Origin of the sequence: Mixta hanseatica, from assembly GCF_023517775.1 — a bacterium.
Taxonomy (GTDB): Bacteria; Pseudomonadota; Gammaproteobacteria; order Enterobacterales; family Enterobacteriaceae; genus Mixta; species Mixta hanseatica.
This window is the reverse complement of record NZ_CP082904.1, coordinates 134726-157552: the sequence shown is the minus strand read 5'-3', so window position 1 is coordinate 157552 and position 22827 is coordinate 134726. Positions and strand designations below refer to the sequence as shown.

Here is a 22827-nt window from a genome sequence, read left to right as displayed (position 1 = left end):
GCAGCGCGCCACGTAGTATCAAGGCGATCACTCGTCATCCTCATTACCAAGACGGCGACGCGTTACCAACCGCATCAGCCGCCATACCATCAGGGCCACCAACAGCACCACCACCACGGCAAACAGCGCCATCAGTACCGGATGGGACGCCAACGCATGCCACAGACGCTCCCACCACGGCAGATGACCGACAAAGTAGCGATCGCCCACGCGCAGGCTGTTAACGCCGGACTCACGGATAATCGATGCGGAGCCATAGATCGCGGCGCGTTTACCGCTGTCGAGCAGAGCATTATTTAATAGCTGATAAGCGCGCGGGCTGTCCGCCAACAGCGCGACCACGCTGCGCTGCGCATTAAACGGCGACTGGAAGCCGATAATCGCCGCCATCGGCCCATCGGAGATAATGGTGGTGCGGCTGCCGGCCGTGCGATCGCCAGCTGGCGTATCGACATTATCCAGTACCGACTGACGCACCGGCTTATCCACCCAGCTTTTCGCGCGTTCCACCAGCAGATTAATGCGGCTATCTTCGCGTAAATCAGGCGGAACAGTACCGATCATCAACAGATCCGCATCAGCCGACCTGGCTTTTGACCAGTCGTCGCTGATCTGCACGTTAAGCGCCGGAAAGCCGGTTTGCGCCCCGATATTGCCTATCGCGTTCAGCAGCGCGCTAACCTGATCGGCCTGGGGTTTAGGGTTGACCAGCACCAGCGTCTGCGCCAGATCGGCCATGCGGCTGAACGGGAAACCGGCATTGGCGAAGGCGCGCAGCGAAGGCATTTCGATATAGTGACGGTAGCCGGAGAGATCGATGGTGGAATTGCCGTCCACTACTACGTGATGCGCCACCGGCGATATGGTTGCGCAGCGCTCATCGCTGCTGCCGCCGATCACGGTGATGGGGTAATCAAAATCGAAGCGCAGCTGATTAACCACGCCAAGACGCAGCGCCGGAATAGTCAGTGAGGCGCCGGTATCCTGTAATCCCTGAATCAGCGGAATATGCAACAGCTGCTTACCGTTATCGTCCTTTACCTGTAGTGGATAATCCTGCATAAACTGGTTATTCAGGTTAACCGCCAGCCGTGAACCGTCATTTTGCTGCGGTGAGGTGTAGCGATAGGTCAGATCCATTTTGATGCCGCGCGCGCGCACCAGGAACAGATCCGGCGGCAGGTTGAGCGTCAGGCTAATCGGAGAAGGCTGAACACCGCCCGCCTGCAGCTGGTTTTCATACTGCTGTAGCTCGGAGAATTTAGTCGGGCGATCGGTACGCACCCAGTTTGGCGCATCATAAGGCTGACGTGCCGCCAGCTGTTTCACCTGCTCAACGGTAGCGGACTGGCCGCGCAGCAGGACATCGCCCTGGGCAATGCCTTTGACCGCCGTCAGCAGATCTTCATCATTGCGCCCCAGCACCAGCAGCATCTTCTGATAGGGATTATCAGGCTGGCTGATGATCTCTACGGTGGGTTTTTCCACCGCTGGATAATCTTTCAGGAAGTCAGGACGTCGATCGTTGGTGGCGAACACCACCGCGTGCTGCTGCTGCGGCAGCTGATTATAGAGCACCGGAAATGACTGGCCGCGCCACTGCGCCTGTACGCCAAACCAGGACGCGAGTAGCGCCGCCGCGTGTTGTTCACCGAGGTTTGGCGCGCTGGCGAAGATCATCGGCAGCTGTAGCGGACGATTATCGCGGCTGTCGAAGAAGGGTTCCGGGAAATCGGACAGGTCGTTTTTCAGCGGCAGTTTTTGCAGCGTTAAATCAAGTCGACTTTCTTTACCGATATCCAGCCAAATGGCGCTGTTAGCGGGGTTTTCACAGGTGTTGGTGTAATGACCAACCAGCTCGAAGCGCACGCGGTTAAAATCGCTGATAAAACGCGGATCGATATTTACCGTCGCCTGATTCTCTTTGCCCAGTTGCTCTGGCGTGATGGTGACCAGGCCGACCAGCTCCTCATTCAGGTAGACCTTAAAATGGGATAGCGTCGGCAGCAGCGCCGGTGATGGACGATAAGTGAGATGCAGCACCGCCTGCGTGACCAGCTCATCGCTGCGTACGCCAAACTCGATTTGCCCATCCGGGCGGGTACCCTGGAGCTTAAAGCTACCCGGCGGCGGCGCAACATTAGTGAATACTAACTCACTATTACGCAGCGGCGCAGCGGCGCCTGGCGAGGCATTAACCGTGGCGACAGGTTGAGCGCCCATGGACGGACTATCAACAGCCTGTGCCTGAGCCGATGTATCAACCGGCGCAGCAGCGCCGGCAGCCTGAGCCGGCTGGGCAATCCCCATCGCCTGACCGGCAGAGTTAGGTTCGGGTGCGGCATGCGCTAACGGTAACAGCCCCATCAGCATTGCGGTAAACCAGCTTATTTTTCTCGTCATTGTCGCATCATCAGTTGAGTCATTGTTTTACACCGGCAGCGCCTGCCGTTGCGCTTCCTACGCCTTTGGGAAAAAACGACGCCAGCCAGGAAAGGAAAGCGGTCAGCGTCAGGAACAGCCGGCGTACCCGCGCCGGCCCATACTCAGCCAGGCGAATGTAGCCCTTAAAGCCGAGGATCATAATGTCAGTCAGGCTCTGGATCGGCTTATCTTCCGGGAAGCCGTCCTGCCACAGCGCCCAGGTATCGGCGCGGGCGAAGGTACACTGAATAAATTCAATATGCTCGGCGGTAGAAAGGTTATTGAGGCGGATACCGGCCCGGCGACCAAATACGCGCTGCACTTTTGCCGGAAAGCTGAACTCCTGCTGGCCGCGGCGCAGCAGCAAATGGATCTCTTCGCCATCTTTAAGCGCATCCGCTTCGCGCAGCTCAACGCCCACGCCCCCGTCTGAATAATCACGCAGGGTACAGGGCAGCATATGACCATCTTTACGGGCAATCGCGGCGGGCATCGCCATCTCCACGCGGTGCGCTTCACGGATCTGACGCGCCTCAACCGAAACGGCCACCGCGCCGCCAAGAATGATCATGTTGTAGAATACCCACAGCAGGCTTACCAATACCGTCAGCACTTCATTCTGCGGGCCATAAGCGATACGCCAGCCCGCCATAACCACGCCTGCCAGGTTAAGTAGTACCAGCGCCATATAAGGCTTGGTGATCACCCAGTCGAGATGCTGTTCCTCTACCAGGCCGCCCTTCGCCGTTACGTTAAACTTGCCCTTATGCGGATTAAACAACGCCACGGTGGTAGGCCGGGCGATATACCAGGCCAGCACGGTTTCATAGACCTCACTCCAGAAAGAGTGGCGGTAGCGGCCCTGAATACGCGAGTTGGTCAGGCTGGTATGCAGCATATGCGGCAGTACGTAAATGGCGATCGCCAGCGCCGGCGCGAAAATGATATAGGCGTGGGCCAGCAGGAACGCGAGCGGCGCCAGCAGAAAGATCAGGCGCGGAATGCCGGACAGAAAGTGCAGCATGGCGTTGGCGTAGCATAGCCGCTGCACCAGCTTCAGGCCGCGCCCCATCAACGGGTTATCGAGACGGAAAATTTGCACCATGCCGCGTGCCCAGCGAATACGCTGGCCAATATGCGCAGAGAGGCTTTCGGTCGCCAGACCGGCCGCCTGCGGGATGCGGATATAGGCGGAAGTATGGCCGCGTCGATGCAGACGCAACGAGGTATGCGCATCTTCCGTCACGGTTTCTACCGCGATGCCGCCGATTTCATCCAGCGCGCTGCGGCGCAGCACCGCACAGGAGCCGCAGAAAAAGGTGGCGTCCCAGGTATCGTTGCCGTCCTGCACCAGGCCATAAAATAGCGTGCCCTCATTCGGCGTTCGGCGGAAGCGGCCAAGGTTGCGCTCAAACGGATCGGGCGAGAAGAAGTGGTGCGGCGTTTGCAGCATCGCCAGCTTTTTATCTTTGATAAACCAGCCCAGTGTCATCTGCAGGAAAGAGCGCGTCGGCACATGGTCACAGTCAAAAATCGTGACAAACTCGCTCTGACATTCGGTGCGCAGCGCGTTATTGATATTGCCCGCTTTGGCATGCTCATGGGTGGGACGCGCCACATATCTGACGCCGACGCTGGCCGCGAAATCCCGAAACTCCTGGCGGTTACCGTCATCAAGAATATAGATATTGAGCTTATCCTTTGGCCAGTCGATGCCCAGCGCCGCGTAAATAGTGGGTTTTACCACGCTCATCGGCTCGTTATAAGTCGGCACCAGCAGGTCAACCGAGGGCCACAAACGAGTATCCTCCGGCAGCGAGACCGGCTGGCGATGCAGCGGCCACAATGTCTGGAAATAGCCCAGCACCAGCACCACCCAGGCGTAGGTTTCCGCGCCGATCAACAGCAGGCCGAACGTCAGGCTGAGCGGGTCGTCCCAGTTTAACGTGGAGGTATAACGCCACCAGAGATAGCGGCAGGAGACGGTCAGCGACAGGACAATCAGCATCATGGTGGCCAGACGTCCCGGCACGCGCCGTACAATCATCGCCAGCCCCCACAGCATTAAAACAAAGATAAACTGGGTGAAAAGATCAAGCGGCTGAGAGATACAGAGCAGCGCCAGCAGCGCGGCGGCGACGCTGCAGAGAATAAATACCCCTTTGCGCAGCACCGGCGGCATGCGGCTGACCCGCTGCTCCAGTCGATCGCCATGCTGAATACGCTGCGGCAGGCTATCCAGCCACAGATGAAAGCGTTGACGCCAGCTGAACAGGTGGCGAAAGGCGTTCAGCCTTTTGCGTTGGCTTACGGCGTTACCATCCTGTGGCAGAAAGAGCAGCAGCCACAGGCTCTGTGAGAAAAAGCGGATGATATCCAGCGGACGCGGGCGCTCCGGCGAAATATGCGGCCAGAGCGTCCGGCGTTGGGCAATAATCCGCTGCCAGCCTGCGGTTTCAAAACGCAGCAGCGCCCAGCCCAGCACCAGCCAGAAGCAGTGAATACCGGCCGCCAACCGTGAGGTGCCAGCCTGGAGATAGCCGTCGTAGCGGGCGCTTAGCGCCTGCCAGGCGGGTGCCGCGATGATCCAGCGTAGCGGATTCATACGCCCTCCTCGCGGATATGCATGATTAGCCAGTTCGCCAGCGTAATGATCTCTTCACTGGCCAGCGCCAGCGGCCGATACTCACCCAGCGGCTGCTTGTTCAGCAGCGCTTCAAACAGCGCCTCATCACGATGGATCATCAGCGGAATAAGATTGCGCAGCGTGCTAATCCATAACTGATGCAGATCCTGCTGTACTTTGCTGTTGGCGTTAAACAGGTTAAGCAGATAGAGCGGCTGTAGGTCGGCAACGGGCTGATGCAGCCGCAGATGGCAGTTAGCATCAGCCACCAGCAGCTGAATCAGCCGATCGGTCTGCGCGTACACCGACTGCAGCCACGGCTGTTCGCCGCCTGGTAAATCGAGTAAAACCCAACGGTAGTGGGTTTTTAGCGCGGCGAGATAAGGCAGCCAGGCCTCAGCGAACGTCGCCGGATCGGCATAAAAACGGGTGCGCTCGGCGCTGGTTAGCTGGCCAAACGGAATAAAATCGGGGCCGTCCGGGTAGCGTAACGCCACATGCTGCGCATCGCCGCCGTCCAGCATGGCGCGCATCCAGCCGCGAGCCTCGCTCTGCGGCGTATTAAAATGCTGGCGCAGCTGATTGCTGGGCGACCAGTCCATCACTATCGTCGGCTCGCCCAGCTGCTGTAAAGCCCAGGCCAGCGCCGCCGTCACGGAAGTGGTGCCCGCCCCTCCCCGCACGCCCTGTAGCGCTAAGACCGGCATGCTTTTTCCTTTTGTTCTGCGGATAGCTCATTCAGTAACGGCCAGCGCGCCAGAATAGCCGCCAAACGTTCTTCACGTGCAATATCGACATAGCGAAAAGCAGAAAAAGAAAAGGCTTCGCCAAGCGTACTAATGTCATCATGCAGCCCGGTATTATCCGGCATAGCAGAAATTTCTTGCGGTTGTTTCATTTACCTTGCCATTAAAAAAAGACATTGAATAGCATTCGTTTTTCCTTACCGACAGTAAGGAGACAGGCTAAGCCTGGGGCCTGGCGTTTTATTATATTTGTTTAAATTATCCAGGCGAAATAAATCACTGTCTATAATAAAATAGCTTCGGTTGAACCAATTTGCGAAACTTCTATGGCACTCTCTTTTACGCTCGGCATTGAGCAGGTTCAAAATAAATTAATTGAAATGCAGCCGCCGGGCTGCTACTGGCTTACCGTTAACCGGCCTGAGGATGCCCGCAGGCTGGCGCGTCAGGTTATTGACGCACAGCAGGCGCTGACGTTGATTAGCGCCGGTGAAAGGCCGCAATCGTTACTGGAACCCGCATTGCCTCATGGGCCAGAGCGTATTCCTTTTTATTCCTTGCCGGAAAAACGTCGGGCGCTGCTGGATTTGCCAGAAGATTTAGCCCGCACGCTTTCAGCGAAGCCGCAGTTGATATTATTCTTCAATAATTTTCCGTTCATAGAAAAACTATCACCTGCGGAATTAACCGTCTGGATAAAAAAAATTAACCGTACTTTATCAGCGTGTAATTGCTGCCTGTTAATTATTACTTCCGGTTCCGGTGTAAATAATTTACGTCAGATCTTACTGGGTACTTTCCGGCAATTAAACGGTCTCGCGCACCTGGAATATCAGCAGGACAGCTGGAATTATCGTGTTAGCTGGTGGTGTCACGATCAACGCCTGATGGCAGATCGGGCGCTACGCTTAACCGCCCGTGACGCAGGCTTTGCCGCTCTACGTGAAGTTGATCAGAACACGCCGCTGACGCTGAATGATGAAGCGGTCTGCATTGCGGAACGCCATGTTCTGGAGGGCGCGCCGCCGCTTTCCAGCCACTGGCAACTATTCGACAGTAATGAGATGGTTGCTTCACGTGCGCAGCAGGCTGATTCCGCTACGGTGATTTTCTGCCTGAATCATAATGAAGAGATCCGCGCGCTGGCTCAGCATGTTCACAGCCTGCGCCGTATGCGCGGGGCCGGACTGAAGATTATGGTGCGTGAAATGCAGACCAGCCTGCGCTACAGCGATGAGCGCCTGCTGTTAGCCTGTGGCGTTAATGCTATTGTGCCCTTTGGCGCGCCGATGTCGCGCTTTTTGACCATACTGGAAAGCGTTCAGGGACAGCGCTATAACCGCCATGTCCCTGCCAATTTGGATGCGCTGTTACAGTCGCTGCAGCCGTTGCAAGAGAAAGGCTTTCTGCCGCTGGATAACTTTTGCCAGGCGGTGACGCAGCTGGTTAGCAATACGCTGCTGCCGGAAAATGGCAAAGGGCTGCTGGTGGCGTTGCGCCCGGTGCCGGAAATCAAACCAGAGCAGGCGCTTACCTTATGTAAACCGCGTCGTTATGGCGATCTGGTCACGGTGCGCGGCGATCGGCTTTACCTGTTTCTCTCCTCATGCCGCTATAACGATCTTGATACTGCGCTGAAATTTATTTTCCGTCTGCCGCACGATGAACTGTTTTCCAACCGTCTGGTCTGGTTTGAGGATTTACAGATCCTGTCGGAAATCAGACAGATGAAAGCGCTGGTGCCGGAGGCGTGGAAAGATATGCCGCCAGCAATCAACATTGCACAACCAGATGTAATGCCGCCGCAACCCGCCGAGCGTCAGATGCCGCAGCCGGTGGTGCTCAGCCTTACTCAACAGGGGACAGCGCGCAAATGACATTGATTGATGGCGTGCAGATTTTAATTCTGCTGGTTCTGCTCGCCCTGCTGACGAAACCGCTCTATACCCGTTGGCTTCCTGCCCGCTGGCGCGGCGTTACGCAACGGCTGTTGCCGCCACGCTCGTTAAAATATGAAGGTACCTGGCAACGCCGGTCCAACAAAACGGATAAAGATAAATAATGACAGATGGTAAAAAGGCGCGGCCTGACTCGGCCGCTTTCTGGCGTAGCTGGCGCGGGCTCGGCGGCTGGAATTTCTATTTTCTGATTAAGTTCGCGCTGCTGTGGTTCGGCTATCTTAATTTTCATGCGCTGGCGAACCTGGTGTTTCTTGCCTGGCTGCTGTTTCCGCTACCCTCGCTGCGGCTGCATCGCCTGCGCAGCTGGATCTCTCTGCCGATCGGCTTTGCGCTGTTTTGGCATGATACCTGGCTGCCCGGCCCGGAAAGCATTATGAGTCAGGGCGGGCAGCTGGCGGGCTTCTCCGGCGCTTACCTGCTTGATTTAGTTAACCGGTTTATTAACTGGCAGATGGTCGGCGCCGCTTTTGTCATGCTGGTGCTGTATCTGTTTATCTCGCAGTGGGTGCGTATCACGGTGTTGGTCTCGTTGCTGCTGATCTGGATAAACGTGATCAATCTCGCCGGGCCGTCGGTTTCGCTGCTACCGACCAAATCCGCTACGCCGGAAGTCGTGCTGAATAACAACACGCCGGCCAATAATGCCGCGGCGGATAAAAACGCGCTGGATGAAAGCGCGCCGCCGACCAGCGTCAATCTGACAGCTTATCTCAACCGCTTTTATCAGACGGAAAAGCAGCGCGTTACGCAGTTCCCGGCGACGCTATCACCTGACTCACAGCCGTTCGACGTGCTGATTATCAATATCTGCTCGCTCGCCTGGTCAGATATTGATGCGGTTCAGCTGCGTGACCATCCGCTGTGGAAGCATTTTGATATTTTGCTCAGCAACTATAACTCGGCAACCGGCTACAGCGGCCCGGCCGGTATTCGCCTGCTGCGCGCCAGCTGCGGCCAGACCTCCCATAGCGACCTCTATAAGCCCGCCGAACAGCAGTGCTATCTGTTTGATAATCTGGCGAAGCTGGGCTTTAAAGAACAGCTAATGATGGACCATAGCGGCGTATTTGGTAATTACCTGAAAGAGCTGCGTGAAGATGGCGATCTGCAGGCGCCGTTGATGTCGCAGGCCGGCATAGCGGCGGAGCTGACCTCTTTTGACGGCTCGCCGGTCTATAACGATGCGCAGCTGATGCAGCGCTGGCTGGACGATCGGACAAAGAGCAACGAGGCGCGCACCGCCACCTTCTACAATCTGATTCCACTGCATGACGGCACGCGCGAGCTTGGCAGTACCCGCACCGCGCCTTACAAGCCGCGCGCGCAGGTATTATTCGATCAGCTGGATGCTTTCCTGACCAACCTGGAGAAATCGGGGCGTCAGGTACTGGTAATGGTGGTGCCGGAGCATGGCGCCGCCGTGGTAGGCGATAAGATGCAAATGTCTGGCCTGCGTGATATTCCCAGCCCGAGCATTACTCATGTTCCGGTAGGGATTCGTTTTGTCGGCATGAAAGCACCGCATCAGGGTCAGCCGTTAACCGTGGATACGCCGACCAGCCTGCAGGCCATTTCTGAATTGGTCTCCCGCGTGGTGGACGGGCAAGTATTTAACGCGCCGAATGTAAATATGTCGGTGCTGGCGGAAAACCTGCCGCAGACGCCGGTGGTGTCAGAAAATGATAACGCGGTAGTGATGATGTATCAGGGCAAGCCGTGGATTCGCCTGAATGGCGGCGACTGGGTGCCTTATCCGCAATAAATGCGCTTTGGCGGACGCGTAGCATCGGCATCCGCCATGCTTTAACGTCGGGACGTAACAAGTCCGTATCGTTGTGCCTCTCTGGCTGGCTGATAAGCCGTCAGAGCAGGGTAAAGGATACGGACTTTTTTATTGGCCGCCAGGCTCAGACAATATGGTCTGGCGTAATGTTATCGATCAGGAAATCGATAATTAAAATAACCTGAGAGCTGGCGTCTTCCATTTTTTCCAGAAAGCCGGCCAGCGCTTTAATATCTTCCTGGCGATAGGCCGTCAGCGCCGCGCGTCCATTGTTATGCACGTCGGCGTGAGGCCGCTCAAGCTGACGAAACTTCTCGTTTCCGGCAAACAGCGCGTGGCCTTCCCCTTCGTAATACCATTTTCCCAGGCGACACTCATGATGGGTATTCACCTTTCCTTTTTTATCCTTATGGAACAATAAAGAGTAAACCTGCTGCTTCCAGACAATATGATCGAGTTTGACCGTATTTAGAAATTGCTGTTGGGAAATAAAACGGATAACGGATTGCATGCGTGATGAGCGTTTAATCACCTCTTCTAATGCTTCGCAAGCTTCATTAACATCTTTTTTAACAACCGCGTGAGCCTTAATAACTGCGGTGCAGTTGTCTGAGGCCTCATCGGCTGATATTTTAATATTGTTAGTGATTTTTTCTATCTTAGCAGACTGATTTTTTACCTCTTCCGCAAGGCATTTCACTTCCTTTGAAAGCACGGTAAAGCCACGTCCCATGGAACCGACCCTGGCTGCCTCTATCGCTGAATTAATTGCTAACAGATCGGTTTGATTGGCCAGCCGGTTAATATCGCTTACGCACTCTCTGATGTCTTCTACCGACGCCTGTAGTACCCGACTGACCTCATTGCCATTTTCAGCGTGCTTTTCAAACTCGTTCATTTTTTCAAGCAGCGCAAAAATGCAGTTTCGAGCAGACAGGTTTTTTTCATTGAGTTTTTCAATGATTTGCTGTTCTTTTTTCAGTTGCTCGCTGGAGGTAAGCAACGAGTTGCGAATAATTTCAACGTTGTTGATACCTGAAAGGAGGTTCTGACAAATGATGCGCTCATAAAGCGAATTTTGATGTGTTGCTATAATTTCTTGCAACACCACTTCATTCTCGCCTACCGATTTCTTCCTTGTTCTAAATAACCCCGAAGCATATTCCATGTTAAACCTGCTTATTCATCCATTAATTTTTAGACATTACGTTTATACACCGAGCCCCTTGAGCTTTTATGAAAGCTTAAGTCCGGCAACAATAACGTTTTCATCACTATGATACGCTGGGTAAGCAAGTATATTTTTTGTTTTGTATAGAAGCGTCATTAAAAATAAAGAAGTTATTTTGAGAGGTTTCTTGTAATGGTTAGCGAAATAAATATTAACATTAGAATATCAAATTATAATAAGAATAAAAGAAGCACCATGCGCGATGTAATATAAATAAATCGTCGCAATATTGAGCCTCCGTATAATCTCACAGCATGTTATCGCTAAAAAAGCCCGGTAATCGTCTATTGCCAGGCTTAAAGATGCATGTAGAGCTCAGGCCACGTCATAAAGCTGCGGCGGAACGGATACCAGCTTGCCCGCTCCGCCTAAGGCTTAACTTACCTTCTGCTGCTCATCCTGATCGACAGCGAAACAGGCAATTTGCTGATCGCCGTACTGCTTTAACTGCGGCTGTAGCTGAACGCAGGTGCCGAAGCGACGACGGCAGCGCGCGTTAAAGGCGCAGCCGGGCGGCGGGCTGAGCGGGCTGGGCAGCTCGCCGGTCAGCTTAATACGCTCGCGGCGGTCATCCGGATTCAGACGCGGCGTAGCGGAAAGTAGCGCCTGCGTATACGGATGGCGCGGATTAGCGAATATCGCCTCTTTCGATCCCTTCTCCACGCAGCGACCCAGATACATCACCATCACTTCATCGGCAATATGCTCCACCACCGACAAATCATGCGAGATAAAGACGTAGGAGAGCCCCATATCCTGCTGCAAATCCATCATCAGGTTCAGCACCTGAGCGCGCACCGAGACATCCAGCGCCGAGACCGGTTCGTCGGCGATCAGCACATCGGGATCCAGCATCAGGCCGCGCGCAATGGCGATACGCTGACGCTGGCCGCCGGAAAACATATGCGGATAGCGATCGTAATGCTCGGTCTTCAGGCCGACCTTCGCCATCATCTCCAGCGTTTTTTCCCGACGCTCCGCTTTGCTGAGCGAGGTGTTGATCATCAGCGGCTCTTCCAGAATCTGGCTGACTTTTTTACGCGGATTGAGTGAGCCGTACGGGTTTTGGAACACGATCTGGATTTTCTGCCGACGCAGCTTCTGTGCCTGCGGATCGTGCTTCAGCAGATCCTGACCGTGCCAGAACAGCTGACCTTCGGTCGGCGTTTCAATCATTGTTAGCAGGCGGCCAAGGGTAGATTTACCACAGCCCGACTCACCCACCACCGCCAGCGTTTTCCCGCGCTCCAGGTTAAAGGAGACGCCGTCCAGCGCTTTCACCAGCCGTGGCTCGCCGAATAATCCCTTCTTCACCGGATAGTGCTTTTTCAGGTCAATAGCCTGCAGCAGATATTGCTGTTCTTGAGTTTCAGGACGCATAGGTTGGTCTCCCGGCATCATCCAGCGGATAGTGACACTTGGACTGACGCCCCGGAATATCACGAAGTTCAGGTTCTTCCACACGGCAATGGTCGGTGGCATAAGGGCAGCGCGGATTCAGCAGGCAGCCGCTGGGGCGATCGTATTTCCCCGGCACCACGCCCGGCAGCGAGGCCAGACGCGCTTTATCTGCCGCAAATTCCGGCAGCGCGCGCAGCAGCGCCTGGGTATAGGGATGGCGCGGCGCTTTGAAAATATCGCTCGCCTTACCCGTTTCCACTACCTGTCCGGCATACATTACGATAATGTGCTGCGCGGCTTCCGCCACCAGCGCCAGATCGTGTGTAATCAGGATCAGCGCCATGTTCTCCTGTTTTTGCAGCTCAAGCAGCAGCTCGATAATCTGCGCCTGAATAGTCACGTCGAGCGCGGTCGTCGGCTCATCGGCAATCAGCAGACGCGGACGACAGGCGATAGCCATTGCGATCATCACGCGCTGACTCATCCCGCCGGACAGCTGATGCGGATAGACATCCAGTCGCGATTCAGGATCGGGAATTCCGACCTGGTTTAACAGATCGATAGCGCGTTGTCGCCGGGTGCGACGGTTGCCACCCTGGTGAACCTTGATCGCTTCCATAATCTGATAGCCAACCGTATAGCACGGGTTCAGGCTGGTCATCGGGTCCTGGAAAATCATGGCCACTTCCGAACCAACCAGCTGACGGCGCTCTTTTTCAGAGATATGCTGCAGATCGCGCTGATTGAATTCCAGCTTGTCCGCCATCACGCGGCCGGGATAATCAATCAGTCCCATAATTGCCAGCGAACTGACCGATTTACCCGAGCCGGATTCGCCCACAATGCCGACGACCTGCCCTTGTTCTACCTGATAACTGATGCGGTCAACCGCACGGAACGGTGCTTTCTCTTCGCCGAAATGCACCGACAGTTTTTCTATATTTAATAACGCCATCTCGGTGCCTCTTTACTGCTTGAGTTTCGGGTCGAGCGCATCACGCAAGCCATCGCCCATCAGGTTAAATGCCAGTACCGTCAGCAGGATCACCAGTCCAGGAAAGGTAACGACCCACCAGGCACTTTGCGCATACTGCAGAACGTCGGAGAGCATAGTGCCCCACTCCGGCGTCGGCGGCTGCGCACCCATACCGAGAAAGCCCAGCGCGGCCATGTCCAGAATCGCGTTGGAGAAGCCCAGCGACGCCTGCACAATTAGCGGAGCCAGGCAGTTTGGCAGAATGTTGACAAACATCTGGCGAATCGCGCCGGCTCCCGCCACGCGGGAAGCGGTCACGTAATCGCGGTTGACCTCCACCAGCACCGCCGCGCGGGTCAGACGTATATAGTGCGGCAGCGCAACAAAGGTCAGCGCCAGCGAAGCATTAACAATCGATGGACCGAAAATAGCCACCAATACCAGCGCCAACAGCAGGCTGGGCAACGCCAGCATAATATCGACCAGACGCATGATGGTGGCGTCCAGTGCGCCGCCCACATAGCCAGCCAACAGACCAAGAATTACCCCAAGGATTAACGACAACAGCACTACCAGACAGCCAACCAGCAGCGATAGCCGTGCGCCGTACATCAAACGCGACAGTACATCGCGGCCCACGTCATCGGTGCCGAGAATATATTGCCAACTGCCGCCATCCTGCCATACCGGCGGACGCAGCAGCGCATCGCGGAACTGCTCCGCCGGGCCATGCGGCGCCAGCAGCCCGGCAAAAATCGCCAGCGTGACCATAACAACGATATAGACCAGGCCGATCACGGCGCCCTTGTTGCGTTTAAAGTAGTGCCAGAACTCCTGAAACGGGGTCATCGGCTTGGGTGCAGCGCTTACGCCGCCCGGATTAATAACAGACATAGCGCCCCCTTATTTTTTGTGTCGAATGCGTGGATTTACCACGCCATAAAGCAGATCAACCAGCAGGTTAACCAGGATGATCAGCGTGGCGACCATCAGTACGCCGCCCTGCACCACCGGGTAATCGCGGCGCTGTAAGGCCTCGATCAACCAGCGTCCCAGGCCAGGCCAGGAGAAAATGGTTTCGGTAAGGATGGCGCCAGCCAGCAGCGTGCCGATTTGCAACCCGATAACGGTGACCACCGGCAGCATCGCGTTGCGCAGCGCATGAACGACAATGACCCGCGTCCGCGTTAGCCCTTTGGCACGCGCGGTGCGGATGTAGTCTTCGCCCAGTACTTCCAGCATCGAAGAACGGGTCATGCGCACTATTACTGCCAGCGGAATGGTGCCCAGCACAATAGCGGGTAGGATCATATGCATCACCGCATCATGAAAATCGCCCGGTTCGCCCCAAATCAACGTATCGAGCAGAACAAAGCCGGTCAGCGGCTGGGTATCATCCAGAAACACCGCATCGCCTAATCGTCCCGATACCGGCGTCAGATCGAGCTGTACCGAAACCAGCATGATCAGCATGATGCCCCACCAGAAAATTGGCATTGAGTAGCCGGTCAGCGAGATGCCCACGGCGGTATGGTCGAAAATCGAGCCGCGTTTTACCGCTGCCAGCACGCCAACCGGGATCCCCACCGCGACAGCAAACAGCATGGCGCAAATGCCCAATTCCAGCGTGGCCTTAAAGCGCGGCACGAATTCATCCCATACCGGCGTGCGGCTTTTCAAAGAGATGCCCAGGTCGCCGTGCAGTACGCCGTTAATGTAGGTGATATATTGTTTCCACAGCGGCTGATCCAGCCCCAGCTGGGCCATAAGCTGTGCGTGACGTTCGGGGGAGATCCCGCGCTCGCCTGCCATGATCAGCACTGGATCGCCGGGGATCAGATGAACAAAGGCGAACGTTAACAAGGTAATACCGATAAACGTTGGGATCACCAGACCCAAACGTCGGAATATGAACTGCAGCATAATCCGGTTTCTCTATTTTTATCCCACCACTCAGGGCGGGTTTTTGCTCACATCCTGCGCTGGCGTGAAGCCAGCCGCGACGCAAAAGATTGCGCCTTAGCCATTTTTTTCGTCCGGGAAAGGGGATGAAAACGCTTCAACCCACAGACATCGCCGTCGCTGCCGCTATCTGTAAATGCACAGGCAGCGGCAGCGACGTGATTTATCAGGCCAGACGTTGCTGGCCCGGTAGATTATTCAGCGATATCGACGTTAACGAAGTAGTGACCGCCCAGTGGGTCCACCACGTAGTTAGACACTTTTTTACTTACCGGCTCATAGACCGTGGAGTGAGCAATAATCAGCGCTGGCGCCTGATCGTGCATCACTACCTGAGCCTGCTTGTAAAGCTGAATGCGTTTTTCATGATCGTCGGTAGCACGAGCCGGCTGAATCAAATCTTCAAACGACTTATCGCACCAGCGCGAGTAGTTAGAGCCATCTTTAGCCGCCGCACAGCTGAACAGCGTGGCGAAGAAGTTATCCGGATCCCCGTTGTCGCCAGTCCAGCCCATCATCACCGTCTGGTGCTCGCCATCTTTGGCGCGCTTCAGGTATTCGCCCCACTCATAGGTCACGATTTTGGCTTTCACGCCGATTTTCGCCCAGTCAGACTGGATCATCTCCGCCATACGGCGCGCGTTCGGGTTATAAGGACGCTGTACCGGCATCGCCCACAGGTCAATTGCGAAGCCATCGGCCATGCCCGCTTCTTTCAACAGCTCTTTGGCTTTCGCCGGATCGTAGGGATAATCCTGCACCGCATCGTTATAGCCCCACATGGTCGGTGGGATCAGGTTTTTCGCCGACTGACCAGCCCCCTGATAAACGGCGTCGATAATCGCCTTTTTGTTCACCGCCATGGTCAGTGCCTGACGCACTTTCAGGTTATCCAGCGGTTTTTTCTCGACGTTATACGAGAGATAGCCGACATTCAGACCTGGCTGCTCCATCAGGTTGATATTTTTGTCTTGCTTCATGCGGGCGATATCTGCCGGGTTCGGATAAGGCATTACCTGACACTCGCCTTTTTGCATTTTGGCGTAGCGCACCGAGGCATCCGGCGTGATAGAGAACACTAAACGATCCACTTTCGGCTTGGTGCCCCAGTATTCAGCGTTGGCTTTATACAGAATGCGTGAATCTTTTTGATATTGCAGCAGCTGGAACGGGCCGGTGCCGACCGGATTGAGGTCAACTTTTTCCGGCGTGCCCGTCTGCATCATTTTGTCGGCATATTCCGCAGAGAGAATAGAGGCGAAATCCATGCCTAAGTCAGCCAGGAATGGCGCTTCCTGACGGGTCAGCGTAAAGCGCACGGTATAGTCATCCACCTTTTCAACTTTGCTGATCAGGTTGGGCATATCCATGCCTTCGAAATATTCGTAGTTGCCGCCGGAGACGCCATGGTATTTGTTGTTTTTATCGAGCTGACGCTCAAAGGTGAATACCACGTCATCCGCGTTAAAGTCGCGAGTGGGTTTGAAATCTTTGGTGGTGTGCCACTTCACGCCCTTGCGCAGGTGGAAAGTATAGATTTTGCCATCTTCGCTGACGTCCCATTTTTCAGCCAGCGCCGGATGCAGTTCGGTTGTGCCGATAGTGAACTCCACCAGACGGTTATAAACCTGGCGAGAGCTGGCGTCATAGGTGGTGCCGGAAGTAAAAAGCTGTGGGTTAAAACCTTCTGGCGATCCTTCTGAACAATAAACCAGAGTCTTTGCCTGAACGCTAACGGCAACGGTCATCGCCATCAGGCTCAGGCCGACCTTTAGCACCCCTGATTTAGCCAAGGAAATACTCATGCTTATGCTCCAATATGTGATGTGTGTTGTGCGCGTATGCCCAGCCTGTATTTTTTTTGTGCAGCCGGTGCGGGCTTGGGAGATAAGTGGTGGCGGGTGGTTCTGACAGCGCAAAATCTATCAGAAGAATCTGCTTCCCTTACTCCGATGAAACATCAATTTGTCAACAGAATGAAAGAACGTCAATACAGATATGAGGTATTTACACAGAGTGTGAGAAACAGCAAGCAAACATAAAAAAAACCATCCGATAACAAAACCAGTTGAAAAATTCATCGCTATCTCATTTACCCCTATAAACATCGGGTATAAAACGCGCATAGCAGCAGTTTTAACCGCAAAAAAACGATTAAAATTTATCGTTGAACGCTGCATAACTGAACGATTAGCAAGCTGTTCAGGCAAAGAGCCAGCTAAAAATGCTGCGGTTTCGGTATAAGAAAACGTCAATATGCAACATTCGGTCATAAGTTATGCGTGAGGCGAATTAAGCCCGCAAGTCAGAGGTGGCGGTGAGCGAAAGGATAAAAACGGGATTAATGCCGCTTTTCTGGCACCAGCAGCGCCTGAAGGGCAAAAGATGAAGTTATGGCCTGAGCGCGTGTCATAACTTTAGGTAATAGCCGGGAGAATGGCATACAACTATCAGTTATCCAGTTCCGGGTGATAAAGCATGTTAATTTCATCGATTCGACGCTGATTCATATTAATCTGGCAGCGCGCCTGCGCCTCATCATAAGCATGCGTATTTTCTTCAGGAGCAGCAATTGTAAAACAATAACTCTTTCTATACTCCAGCCATAGCCGCTGACTGTTGACAAAGTTATCCGCCATCCGCAATTTTTGTTCTCTGCTGCCCAACCACCAGCGTATTTCATCTGCTGATTTTATTTCCTGAAGTTTTTGATTGTAAACCTGGTTTAAAACCTCATCTGATTTTTCCGTTATCTCTATAATGCATTCAAGGCTTTCTTCATGCAGTCGAAAGCAGGGTTTTAACGCGTTGCCATCTAACATACTTGAACAGTAAGCACTGGATATAAAAAAACCTGGCAAATTAAAAAGCATAATTTTTTCATTTTAGATATTCTACTCTGGCCCGGTTTCTTGCGTTCATTTGATAATAATTATCTTTAAGATGTTGAATTATTTTTTCTCGATTACTTCCCTGAGCAATGATTTTAGCCATAATTCCAGCATTTCTATTCCCTTGATAAAGGGTATCGATAAAAATGTCTTTGATTTTCCCATCTATCTGTTCCCAGGGTAAGCGCTGCGCGATGTCTGCTGAATGCCTGAGATAAACCCCACGGGCATAATGGATTTTTGTATGCCACGCCATTTCAAACAGTTGAATCTGCTGCTGATGAGTAATCTCGCCAACCATGGGGCCAAACACCGTGACAAACTGCTGCGCCGCCCTGCCGCTCAGGCCCGCAGCGCGGGAACAGATCACCGCCTTATGCTCTTCCAGACCAGCCTGTCGCAACATACTGTGGATTTCCCCTGTGCTACGCAGTTTCATATCAAACCCCCGTCCTAACGTGACGCCGGAATTTCCTCCATGCCAATGCAGCACACGTGAAAACCAGAGAGTTGGCGTCGCCCGGAAAGGGACCGTCGCGGTGCTGTAGTCCAGCCCTTCATTATCAAAGGTAAACTGGCCCTGACTCACCCGCAGCAAACTGCCTGCATGATGCGGCTGGTTATCGGGCGACATCGCTTTTAATGCATCCATAAAGTAAAGGGAAACAGGCGATCGGGATGCAGCACCATCGGATCATGATATTTTCTGCTCATTGAAATCCTTTTCCATAAGGCAAAAAGGCGTTATCGCAGAGAGAATCAATCAGAAACGTGACGGGAGAGAAAAAGCAGTGGTTTTGAGCCAGGTCTTATAAAGAACACTGCCCTGAAACGCAAAAACCCCAGTCATTGCTGACTGGGGCTGGGAATTTGGTCGGCGAGAGAGGATTTGAACCTCCGACCCACACGTCCCGAACGTGTTGCGCTACCAGGCTGCGCTACTCGCCGATGGGGGCGCATCTTACTGAGGTCGCCGTCGGGCGTCAATGACTTTTTCATCCAGTGGGCACTAACTGTATGAAAAGCATTCACTCAGGTGGGATGCGCCCTGCGCGTTAACTTTTGCCAGCCGCGCCAGTCGCAGGCGCCTGACACCAGTTGTTAACCGCCTTGATACCGCCATCCGGCGAGGTATACCCCAGGCAGCCAAGAATGGTATCGAAGAACTCAACGTGGCGATGCGTTTTGCCGATGCGCTGCTGCGCCTGCAAACGTTCAAAGGCCTGCTTGTTATGCGCGTCCGCCAGATATTTATCGGATGCCCAAACGATCATCGGTACGCGGAACTGCTCCGGCGGCGCCATTTCACGCGGAGTGCCGTGCAGGTGCATATTGTCGCTGATCGATTCGCCGTGATCGGACGCGTAAAACACTATCGCTTTCTTATCGCGCAGCTGGTCATACACGCTGTCCAACACCGTGTCGGTATAAAGCACGGAGTTATCAAACGCGTTAATCAGCTGGGCTTTGCTGCATTCATCATCTACCCCCATACACTCCGGCGTATAGCGCGCATAGCTACGCGGATAGCGCTGGGAATAGAGATAGTGCGAACCTTTGGTATGCAGCACCACCAGATGCTTGCCGTTCGGATGCCGATCGAGAGAAGCCTTCAGTTCCGGAATCAGCAGCATATCGTCTACCGCCTTGCCCTGGTTACGCGGCTCTGAGCCAATCTGCTCACGGAACGCGAAATTATCAGCATGGGTATTATCGTAGAACCACACCTCGCTTTGCATGGCGAACAGTTCTGAGCTGAAGCCCAGCGATTTCAATACGGCGAAGATATTCTCTTCTTTCAGCGTGCGGCCAGGGTTATCCATGGTGCCGCCTTCACGTACAAACATACAGCGCAGCGAGAGCTTGGTCGCGGTATCGCAGGACTCACCGCGAAAAGCCACCAGATTTTTTTCATGAGAGAGCTTAGGTGTGGTATCGCGCTCATAGCCCAGCAGTCCCATATGATCCCAGCGGGTAGTCTCGCCAATCACAAACACCACATAGGTATCATCGATGCCCGGCGGGGCGACGTAAGTAAACTTTTTCGCCGGATCGAACAGCTCTTGCCCATCCACGGTTTCATCGATACGCGTCCAGGCAAACAGCCCCAGCGCCGATAACCAGTTAGAAGGTAAATAGGAGTGCGCCACTACGCCGCCATAGCTGGGCAAATCGATATTGGTTATCTCTTCGTTGGCTTTTTGCAGCTTGTCGAAATAGCGAATCGGCAGCCAGACCAGCGCCACCGCCAGCAGCATAATCACGACGGGTTTGAGCCGCTGACCCGGCGTTTTCAGTTGCTCAATCAAGGTCTGGCTTAGTCGGTTACGCCAGATCATCAACAGCGGCAACGCGCTGACCAGCACCATCCATAGAATAAACTGGTAGCCGACTACCTCTTTAGAGAGGTCGGTATCGGTGGTCATCACCGACGCGACGATGCCGTAGCCAATCACCACGTTAAAGAAAGCCATATAGTAGCCGGCGGCTACCGAAATCAGCACCAGCATGGTGGCCAGAATGCGGTAAAACAGTTTCCCGCCCAGCGACAACAAGCGCATCAGGAAGAAAGTCAGCAGGACGATAGCAATGACTTCAGCCGCAGCCGACAGCCAGTCAGAAAAGGTAGATTTGCTGAGAAAAGGATCAAACCGACGATAAAATATGGGGAGATTCAGCAAGATGCCAATGTAAAGTGACAGCAAAAGAGAGAGTTTTTGCTGCGTGAGTGATTTTATATAATTCATTCGACCTTCTATATTCCCGGCGTAACAGTAACTTTACGAGCCTTCTTCAGACCGCTTCGTTGCGCCAGAGTTCTTACCGGTAACCGCAATATTCATTCTGTGTGATGAACAAGAGGATTCTGAGCGGAAAAAGGAACCTTTTCCGGTGAAGCGCTGCCAGTTAACCACAATTAGTCGACAGGATCAGCGAAATTTCGCCATCGTAACGAGAAAGCGCACCGTTAGTGAAAGTAATAAACGGGATAATAAAAGAGCGAACGCGCAAACAGGCGCGTTCGCAAAGTGGTAACTAGTTGATGATATTCAGGGTTACGTCAATGTTATTGCGGGTAGCGTTAGAATAAGGGCAAACGATATGCGCCGCGTCTACCAGCTTCTGCGCTTCTGCCTGATCCATATCCGGCAGATGAATATTCAGCGTGGCTTCAATACCGAAACCGGTCGGCAATGGACCAATGCCGACTTCGCCTTCGATAAAGGCCTCTTTTGGCATCGCGATTTTATCGCGCGCGGCTACGAACTTCATCGCCCCGAGGAAACAGGCGGAGTAACCTGCCGCAAACAGCTGCTCTGGGTTAGTCGCTTCGCCGCCGGCACCGCCCATCTCTTTAGGTACGCCCAGTTTTACATCCAGCACGCCGTCAGAAGAGGTAGCGCGGCCGTCACGCCCACCCGTTGCCTTTGCTTTTGCCCGATAGATGACTTTTTCTAATGACATACATAACCCCTTTCAGATGATTTATTCGCTATTAAATAGCGAACTACTTAATAAGCGCAGAATTAAAAATCTTAGTCGCTTCAGCCACCGTTGTCAGTGGCTGAAGAGTAAACATTTAACGGATAAGACTATCACGCAACCGATCAAGCTGAGCTTTCATACTCTGGAGCGTAGAGAGATCGCAATCCGCAGCACAAACCACCGCTTCAGGAATGCTTAACGCTTTTTCCCGCAGCGCTCGTCCCTCCTCGGTTAGCGTGACCACCACCTGCCGCTCATCCTGGCGCGAACGCTGACGCAGAACTAATCCTGCCGCCTCCAGCCGTTTTAGCAGCGGTGTCAGCGTGGCGGAATCCAGAAACAGGCGTTCGCCAATATCTGAAACCGTCACATCATCCCGTTCCCACAACACCAGCATCACCAAATATTGTGGATAAGTAATATCGAGCTGCGTCAGCAGCTGCCGGTAAAGCTTGTGCATCGCCAAATTGGCGGAATAAAGCGCAAAACAGAGCTGGCTATCCAGCGACAGTGGCGCACCCGAAGCTTTTTTGTCATCTTGATGTGTACTCATGCGTGACAATATAAATAGTACGCTACATAATTGCAAGCGATATTTAAATCAAACCAGGGGAGGTAACGATGCAATCACTGGAAGAACAGGCCAGACGCTATGCCACCGAGGTCCATGCCGCTGCCGGACAGCGCCGCAAATATACCGATGAGCCTTATATTGTGCATCCTGCGGCGGTGGTAGAGCTGGTACGCAGCGTGACGGATAATGAAAATATGCTGGCCGCCGCCTGGCTGCATGACACGGTGGAAGATACCGGCACCACGCTTGAGGATATTGCGCGGCAGTTTGGCCCTCAGATTGCCGAACTGGTCGACATGCTAACCGATAAAAAGCAGCCGCAGGCGAAAAACCGAGTGGCCCGTAAAGTGGCGCATTTTCGCCATACCGCCGCCGCCGCGCCGGATGCCCAGACCATAAAACTGGCGGATATTATTGATAATACGCGCGCCATTGTGCAGTACGATCCGCACTTCGCCCGCATCTATCTGGTGGAAAAACAGGTGCAGATCGGCTTACTCCAGCAGGGCGATCCCACGCTCTGGCAACAGGCGCAAATGACTATCGCGCAGGGCATCATCCAGCTGCGTCAACGGCCTTATAACGTGCCGGAAGCCTGGTTTGAGAAACAGGCAGCAAAATACGCGCTGTAAACGCGGCGGCGGCGCAGGCCGCCGCTTCGTTATCTTCACCGCTGACAGTTAAGGAAAATCTTATAATCACGCCTGCCGCTCATGCCAGTAATAAATAGCGAAACTCGGCTATAACATCCTTACGACAAACCTTT

General features: G+C 53.9%; 19 protein-coding genes and 1 tRNA gene. 4 read left to right on the top strand and 16 right to left on the bottom strand.

Going from position 1 to position 22827, the window contains the following annotated elements; all coding sequences use genetic code 11:
- Nucleotides 1-27 precede the first annotated feature (27 nt).
- The 4 genes from bcsB to bcsR are packed head-to-tail and all read right to left on the bottom strand — an operon-like array spanning nucleotide 28 to nucleotide 5948.
- Nucleotides 28-2403: a cellulose biosynthesis cyclic di-GMP-binding regulatory protein BcsB gene (gene bcsB / locus K6958_RS00720; protein WP_249892892.1), complete on the bottom strand. Its 2376-nt coding sequence runs from the start codon at nucleotides 2401-2403 to the stop codon at nucleotides 28-30.
- Nucleotides 2404-2422: 19 nt separating this feature from the next.
- Nucleotides 2423-5029 carry a UDP-forming cellulose synthase catalytic subunit gene (gene bcsA, locus K6958_RS00715; RefSeq protein ID WP_249892891.1) on the bottom strand — a complete coding sequence of 869 codons (2607 nt, stop codon included), beginning with the start codon at nucleotides 5027-5029 and terminating at the stop codon, nucleotides 2423-2425.
- A complete protein-coding gene (bcsQ, locus tag K6958_RS00710) occupies nucleotides 5026-5757 on the bottom strand; it encodes a cellulose biosynthesis protein BcsQ (protein WP_249892890.1) in 732 nt (243 codons plus the stop codon). The genes bcsA and bcsQ overlap by 4 nt, the downstream gene beginning before the upstream one ends.
- Nucleotides 5745-5948 (bottom strand): cellulose biosynthesis protein BcsR, encoded by a 204-nt coding sequence (gene bcsR / locus K6958_RS00705; protein WP_434085183.1) that lies wholly within the window; start codon nucleotides 5946-5948, stop codon nucleotides 5745-5747. The genes bcsQ and bcsR overlap by 13 nt, the downstream gene beginning before the upstream one ends.
- Nucleotides 5949-6122: 174 nt before the next feature.
- On the opposite strand from bcsR, the gene bcsE reads away from it, so the two are divergent.
- From bcsE to bcsG, 3 genes are read left to right on the top strand one after another with little or no spacing between them, the layout of a single operon-like run.
- Complete coding sequence (gene bcsE / locus K6958_RS00700; protein WP_249892889.1) at nucleotides 6123-7673, top strand: cellulose biosynthesis protein BcsE; 1551 nt, start codon at nucleotides 6123-6125, stop codon at nucleotides 7671-7673.
- On the top strand, nucleotides 7670-7858 hold the full coding sequence (gene bcsF, locus K6958_RS00695; RefSeq protein ID WP_249892888.1) for a cellulose biosynthesis protein BcsF: 189 nt from the start codon (nucleotides 7670-7672) through the stop codon (nucleotides 7856-7858). The genes bcsE and bcsF overlap by 4 nt, the downstream gene beginning before the upstream one ends.
- Complete coding sequence (gene bcsG, locus K6958_RS00690; RefSeq protein WP_249892887.1) at nucleotides 7858-9519, top strand: cellulose biosynthesis protein BcsG; 1662 nt, start codon at nucleotides 7858-7860, stop codon at nucleotides 9517-9519. The genes bcsF and bcsG overlap by 1 nt, the downstream gene beginning before the upstream one ends.
- A 145-nt stretch (nucleotides 9520-9664) precedes the next feature.
- Here bcsG and K6958_RS00685 read toward each other — a convergent pair whose 3' ends face one another.
- The 12 genes from K6958_RS00685 to K6958_RS00630 all read right to left on the bottom strand — a co-directional run bounded on the left by K6958_RS00685 (nucleotide 9665) and on the right by K6958_RS00630 (nucleotide 22040).
- Nucleotides 9665-10708: a methyl-accepting chemotaxis protein gene (locus tag K6958_RS00685; protein ID WP_249892886.1), complete on the bottom strand. Its 1044-nt coding sequence runs from the start codon at nucleotides 10706-10708 to the stop codon at nucleotides 9665-9667.
- Between the two features lie 438 nt (nucleotides 10709-11146).
- On the bottom strand, nucleotides 11147-12151 hold the full coding sequence (gene dppF / locus K6958_RS00680) for a dipeptide ABC transporter ATP-binding subunit DppF (RefSeq protein ID WP_249892885.1): 1005 nt from the start codon (nucleotides 12149-12151) through the stop codon (nucleotides 11147-11149).
- Nucleotides 12141-13127 carry a dipeptide ABC transporter ATP-binding protein gene (gene dppD, locus K6958_RS00675; protein ID WP_249892884.1) on the bottom strand — a complete coding sequence of 329 codons (987 nt, stop codon included), beginning with the start codon at nucleotides 13125-13127 and terminating at the stop codon, nucleotides 12141-12143. Before dppD ends, dppF begins: the two co-directional genes overlap by 11 nt.
- 12 nt (nucleotides 13128-13139) lie before the next feature.
- Nucleotides 13140-14042: a dipeptide ABC transporter permease DppC gene (gene dppC / locus K6958_RS00670; RefSeq protein WP_249892883.1), complete on the bottom strand. Its 903-nt coding sequence runs from the start codon at nucleotides 14040-14042 to the stop codon at nucleotides 13140-13142.
- Nucleotides 14043-14051: 9 nt separating this feature from the next.
- On the bottom strand, nucleotides 14052-15071 hold the full coding sequence (gene dppB, locus K6958_RS00665; RefSeq protein ID WP_249892882.1) for a dipeptide ABC transporter permease DppB: 1020 nt from the start codon (nucleotides 15069-15071) through the stop codon (nucleotides 14052-14054).
- A gap of 233 nt (nucleotides 15072-15304) precedes the next feature.
- Nucleotides 15305-16915 carry a dipeptide ABC transporter periplasmic-binding protein DppA gene (gene dppA, locus K6958_RS00660; protein WP_249892881.1) on the bottom strand — a complete coding sequence of 537 codons (1611 nt, stop codon included), beginning with the start codon at nucleotides 16913-16915 and terminating at the stop codon, nucleotides 15305-15307.
- Nucleotides 16916-17560: 645 nt separating this feature from the next.
- Nucleotides 17561-17983, bottom strand: a complete 423-nt coding sequence (locus K6958_RS00655; protein WP_249892880.1) for a lysozyme inhibitor LprI family protein — start codon at nucleotides 17981-17983, stop codon at nucleotides 17561-17563.
- Nucleotides 17984-17990: 7 nt separating this feature from the next.
- Nucleotides 17991-18653, bottom strand: a complete 663-nt coding sequence (locus K6958_RS00650) for a DUF8812 domain-containing protein (RefSeq protein WP_249892879.1) — start codon at nucleotides 18651-18653, stop codon at nucleotides 17991-17993.
- Between the two features lie 219 nt (nucleotides 18654-18872).
- A tRNA-Pro gene (locus K6958_RS00645) sits at nucleotides 18873-18949 on the bottom strand.
- Between the two features lie 107 nt (nucleotides 18950-19056).
- The gene (gene eptB / locus K6958_RS00640) at nucleotides 19057-20748 is read right to left on the bottom strand and encodes a kdo(2)-lipid A phosphoethanolamine 7''-transferase (protein ID WP_249892878.1); all 1692 of its coding nucleotides are present in this window, start codon (nucleotides 20746-20748) and stop codon (nucleotides 19057-19059) included.
- Between the two features lie 289 nt (nucleotides 20749-21037).
- Complete coding sequence (locus K6958_RS00635) at nucleotides 21038-21466, bottom strand: organic hydroperoxide resistance protein (protein ID WP_249892877.1); 429 nt, start codon at nucleotides 21464-21466, stop codon at nucleotides 21038-21040.
- 115 nt (nucleotides 21467-21581) lie between these two features.
- On the bottom strand, nucleotides 21582-22040 hold the full coding sequence (locus K6958_RS00630) for a MarR family winged helix-turn-helix transcriptional regulator (protein WP_249892876.1): 459 nt from the start codon (nucleotides 22038-22040) through the stop codon (nucleotides 21582-21584).
- A 68-nt stretch (nucleotides 22041-22108) separates the two neighbouring features.
- Between K6958_RS00630 and K6958_RS00625 the strand changes: the two genes are divergently transcribed.
- A complete protein-coding gene (locus K6958_RS00625) occupies nucleotides 22109-22693 on the top strand; it encodes an HD domain-containing protein (protein WP_249892875.1) in 585 nt (194 codons plus the stop codon).
- Nucleotides 22694-22827: the final 134 nt, after the last annotated feature.

Coding starts and splice junctions, on each gene's coding strand:
- dppC (WP_249892883.1), bottom strand. CDS start 14,042: ATGTCTGTTATTAATCCGGGCGGCGTAAGCGCTGCACCCAAGCCGATG.
- eptB (WP_249892878.1), bottom strand. CDS start 20,748: ATGAATTATATAAAATCACTCACGCAGCAAAAACTCTCTCTTTTGCTG.
- bcsR (WP_434085183.1), bottom strand. CDS start 5,948: ATGAAACAACCGCAAGAAATTTCTGCTATGCCGGATAATACCGGGCTG.
- bcsE (WP_249892889.1), top strand. CDS start 6,123: ATGGCACTCTCTTTTACGCTCGGCATTGAGCAGGTTCAAAATAAATTA.
- dppD (WP_249892884.1), bottom strand. CDS start 13,127: ATGGCGTTATTAAATATAGAAAAACTGTCGGTGCATTTCGGCGAAGAG.
- K6958_RS00685 (WP_249892886.1), bottom strand. CDS start 10,708: ATGGAATATGCTTCGGGGTTATTTAGAACAAGGAAGAAATCGGTAGGC.
- bcsG (WP_249892887.1), top strand. CDS start 7,858: ATGACAGATGGTAAAAAGGCGCGGCCTGACTCGGCCGCTTTCTGGCGT.
- dppF (WP_249892885.1), bottom strand. CDS start 12,151: ATGCGTCCTGAAACTCAAGAACAGCAATATCTGCTGCAGGCTATTGAC.
- K6958_RS00625 (WP_249892875.1), top strand. CDS start 22,109: ATGCAATCACTGGAAGAACAGGCCAGACGCTATGCCACCGAGGTCCAT.
- bcsB (WP_249892892.1), bottom strand. CDS start 2,403: ATGACGAGAAAAATAAGCTGGTTTACCGCAATGCTGATGGGGCTGTTA.
- dppB (WP_249892882.1), bottom strand. CDS start 15,071: ATGCTGCAGTTCATATTCCGACGTTTGGGTCTGGTGATCCCAACGTTT.
- bcsF (WP_249892888.1), top strand. CDS start 7,670: ATGACATTGATTGATGGCGTGCAGATTTTAATTCTGCTGGTTCTGCTC.
- K6958_RS00655 (WP_249892880.1), bottom strand. CDS start 17,983: ATGCTTTTTAATTTGCCAGGTTTTTTTATATCCAGTGCTTACTGTTCA.
- bcsQ (WP_249892890.1), bottom strand. CDS start 5,757: ATGCCGGTCTTAGCGCTACAGGGCGTGCGGGGAGGGGCGGGCACCACT.
- bcsA (WP_249892891.1), bottom strand. CDS start 5,029: ATGAATCCGCTACGCTGGATCATCGCGGCACCCGCCTGGCAGGCGCTA.
- dppA (WP_249892881.1), bottom strand. CDS start 16,915: ATGAGTATTTCCTTGGCTAAATCAGGGGTGCTAAAGGTCGGCCTGAGC.
- K6958_RS00635 (WP_249892877.1), bottom strand. CDS start 21,466: ATGTCATTAGAAAAAGTCATCTATCGGGCAAAAGCAAAGGCAACGGGT.
- K6958_RS00650 (WP_249892879.1), bottom strand. CDS start 18,653: ATGGATGCATTAAAAGCGATGTCGCCCGATAACCAGCCGCATCATGCA.
- K6958_RS00630 (WP_249892876.1), bottom strand. CDS start 22,040: ATGAGTACACATCAAGATGACAAAAAAGCTTCGGGTGCGCCACTGTCG.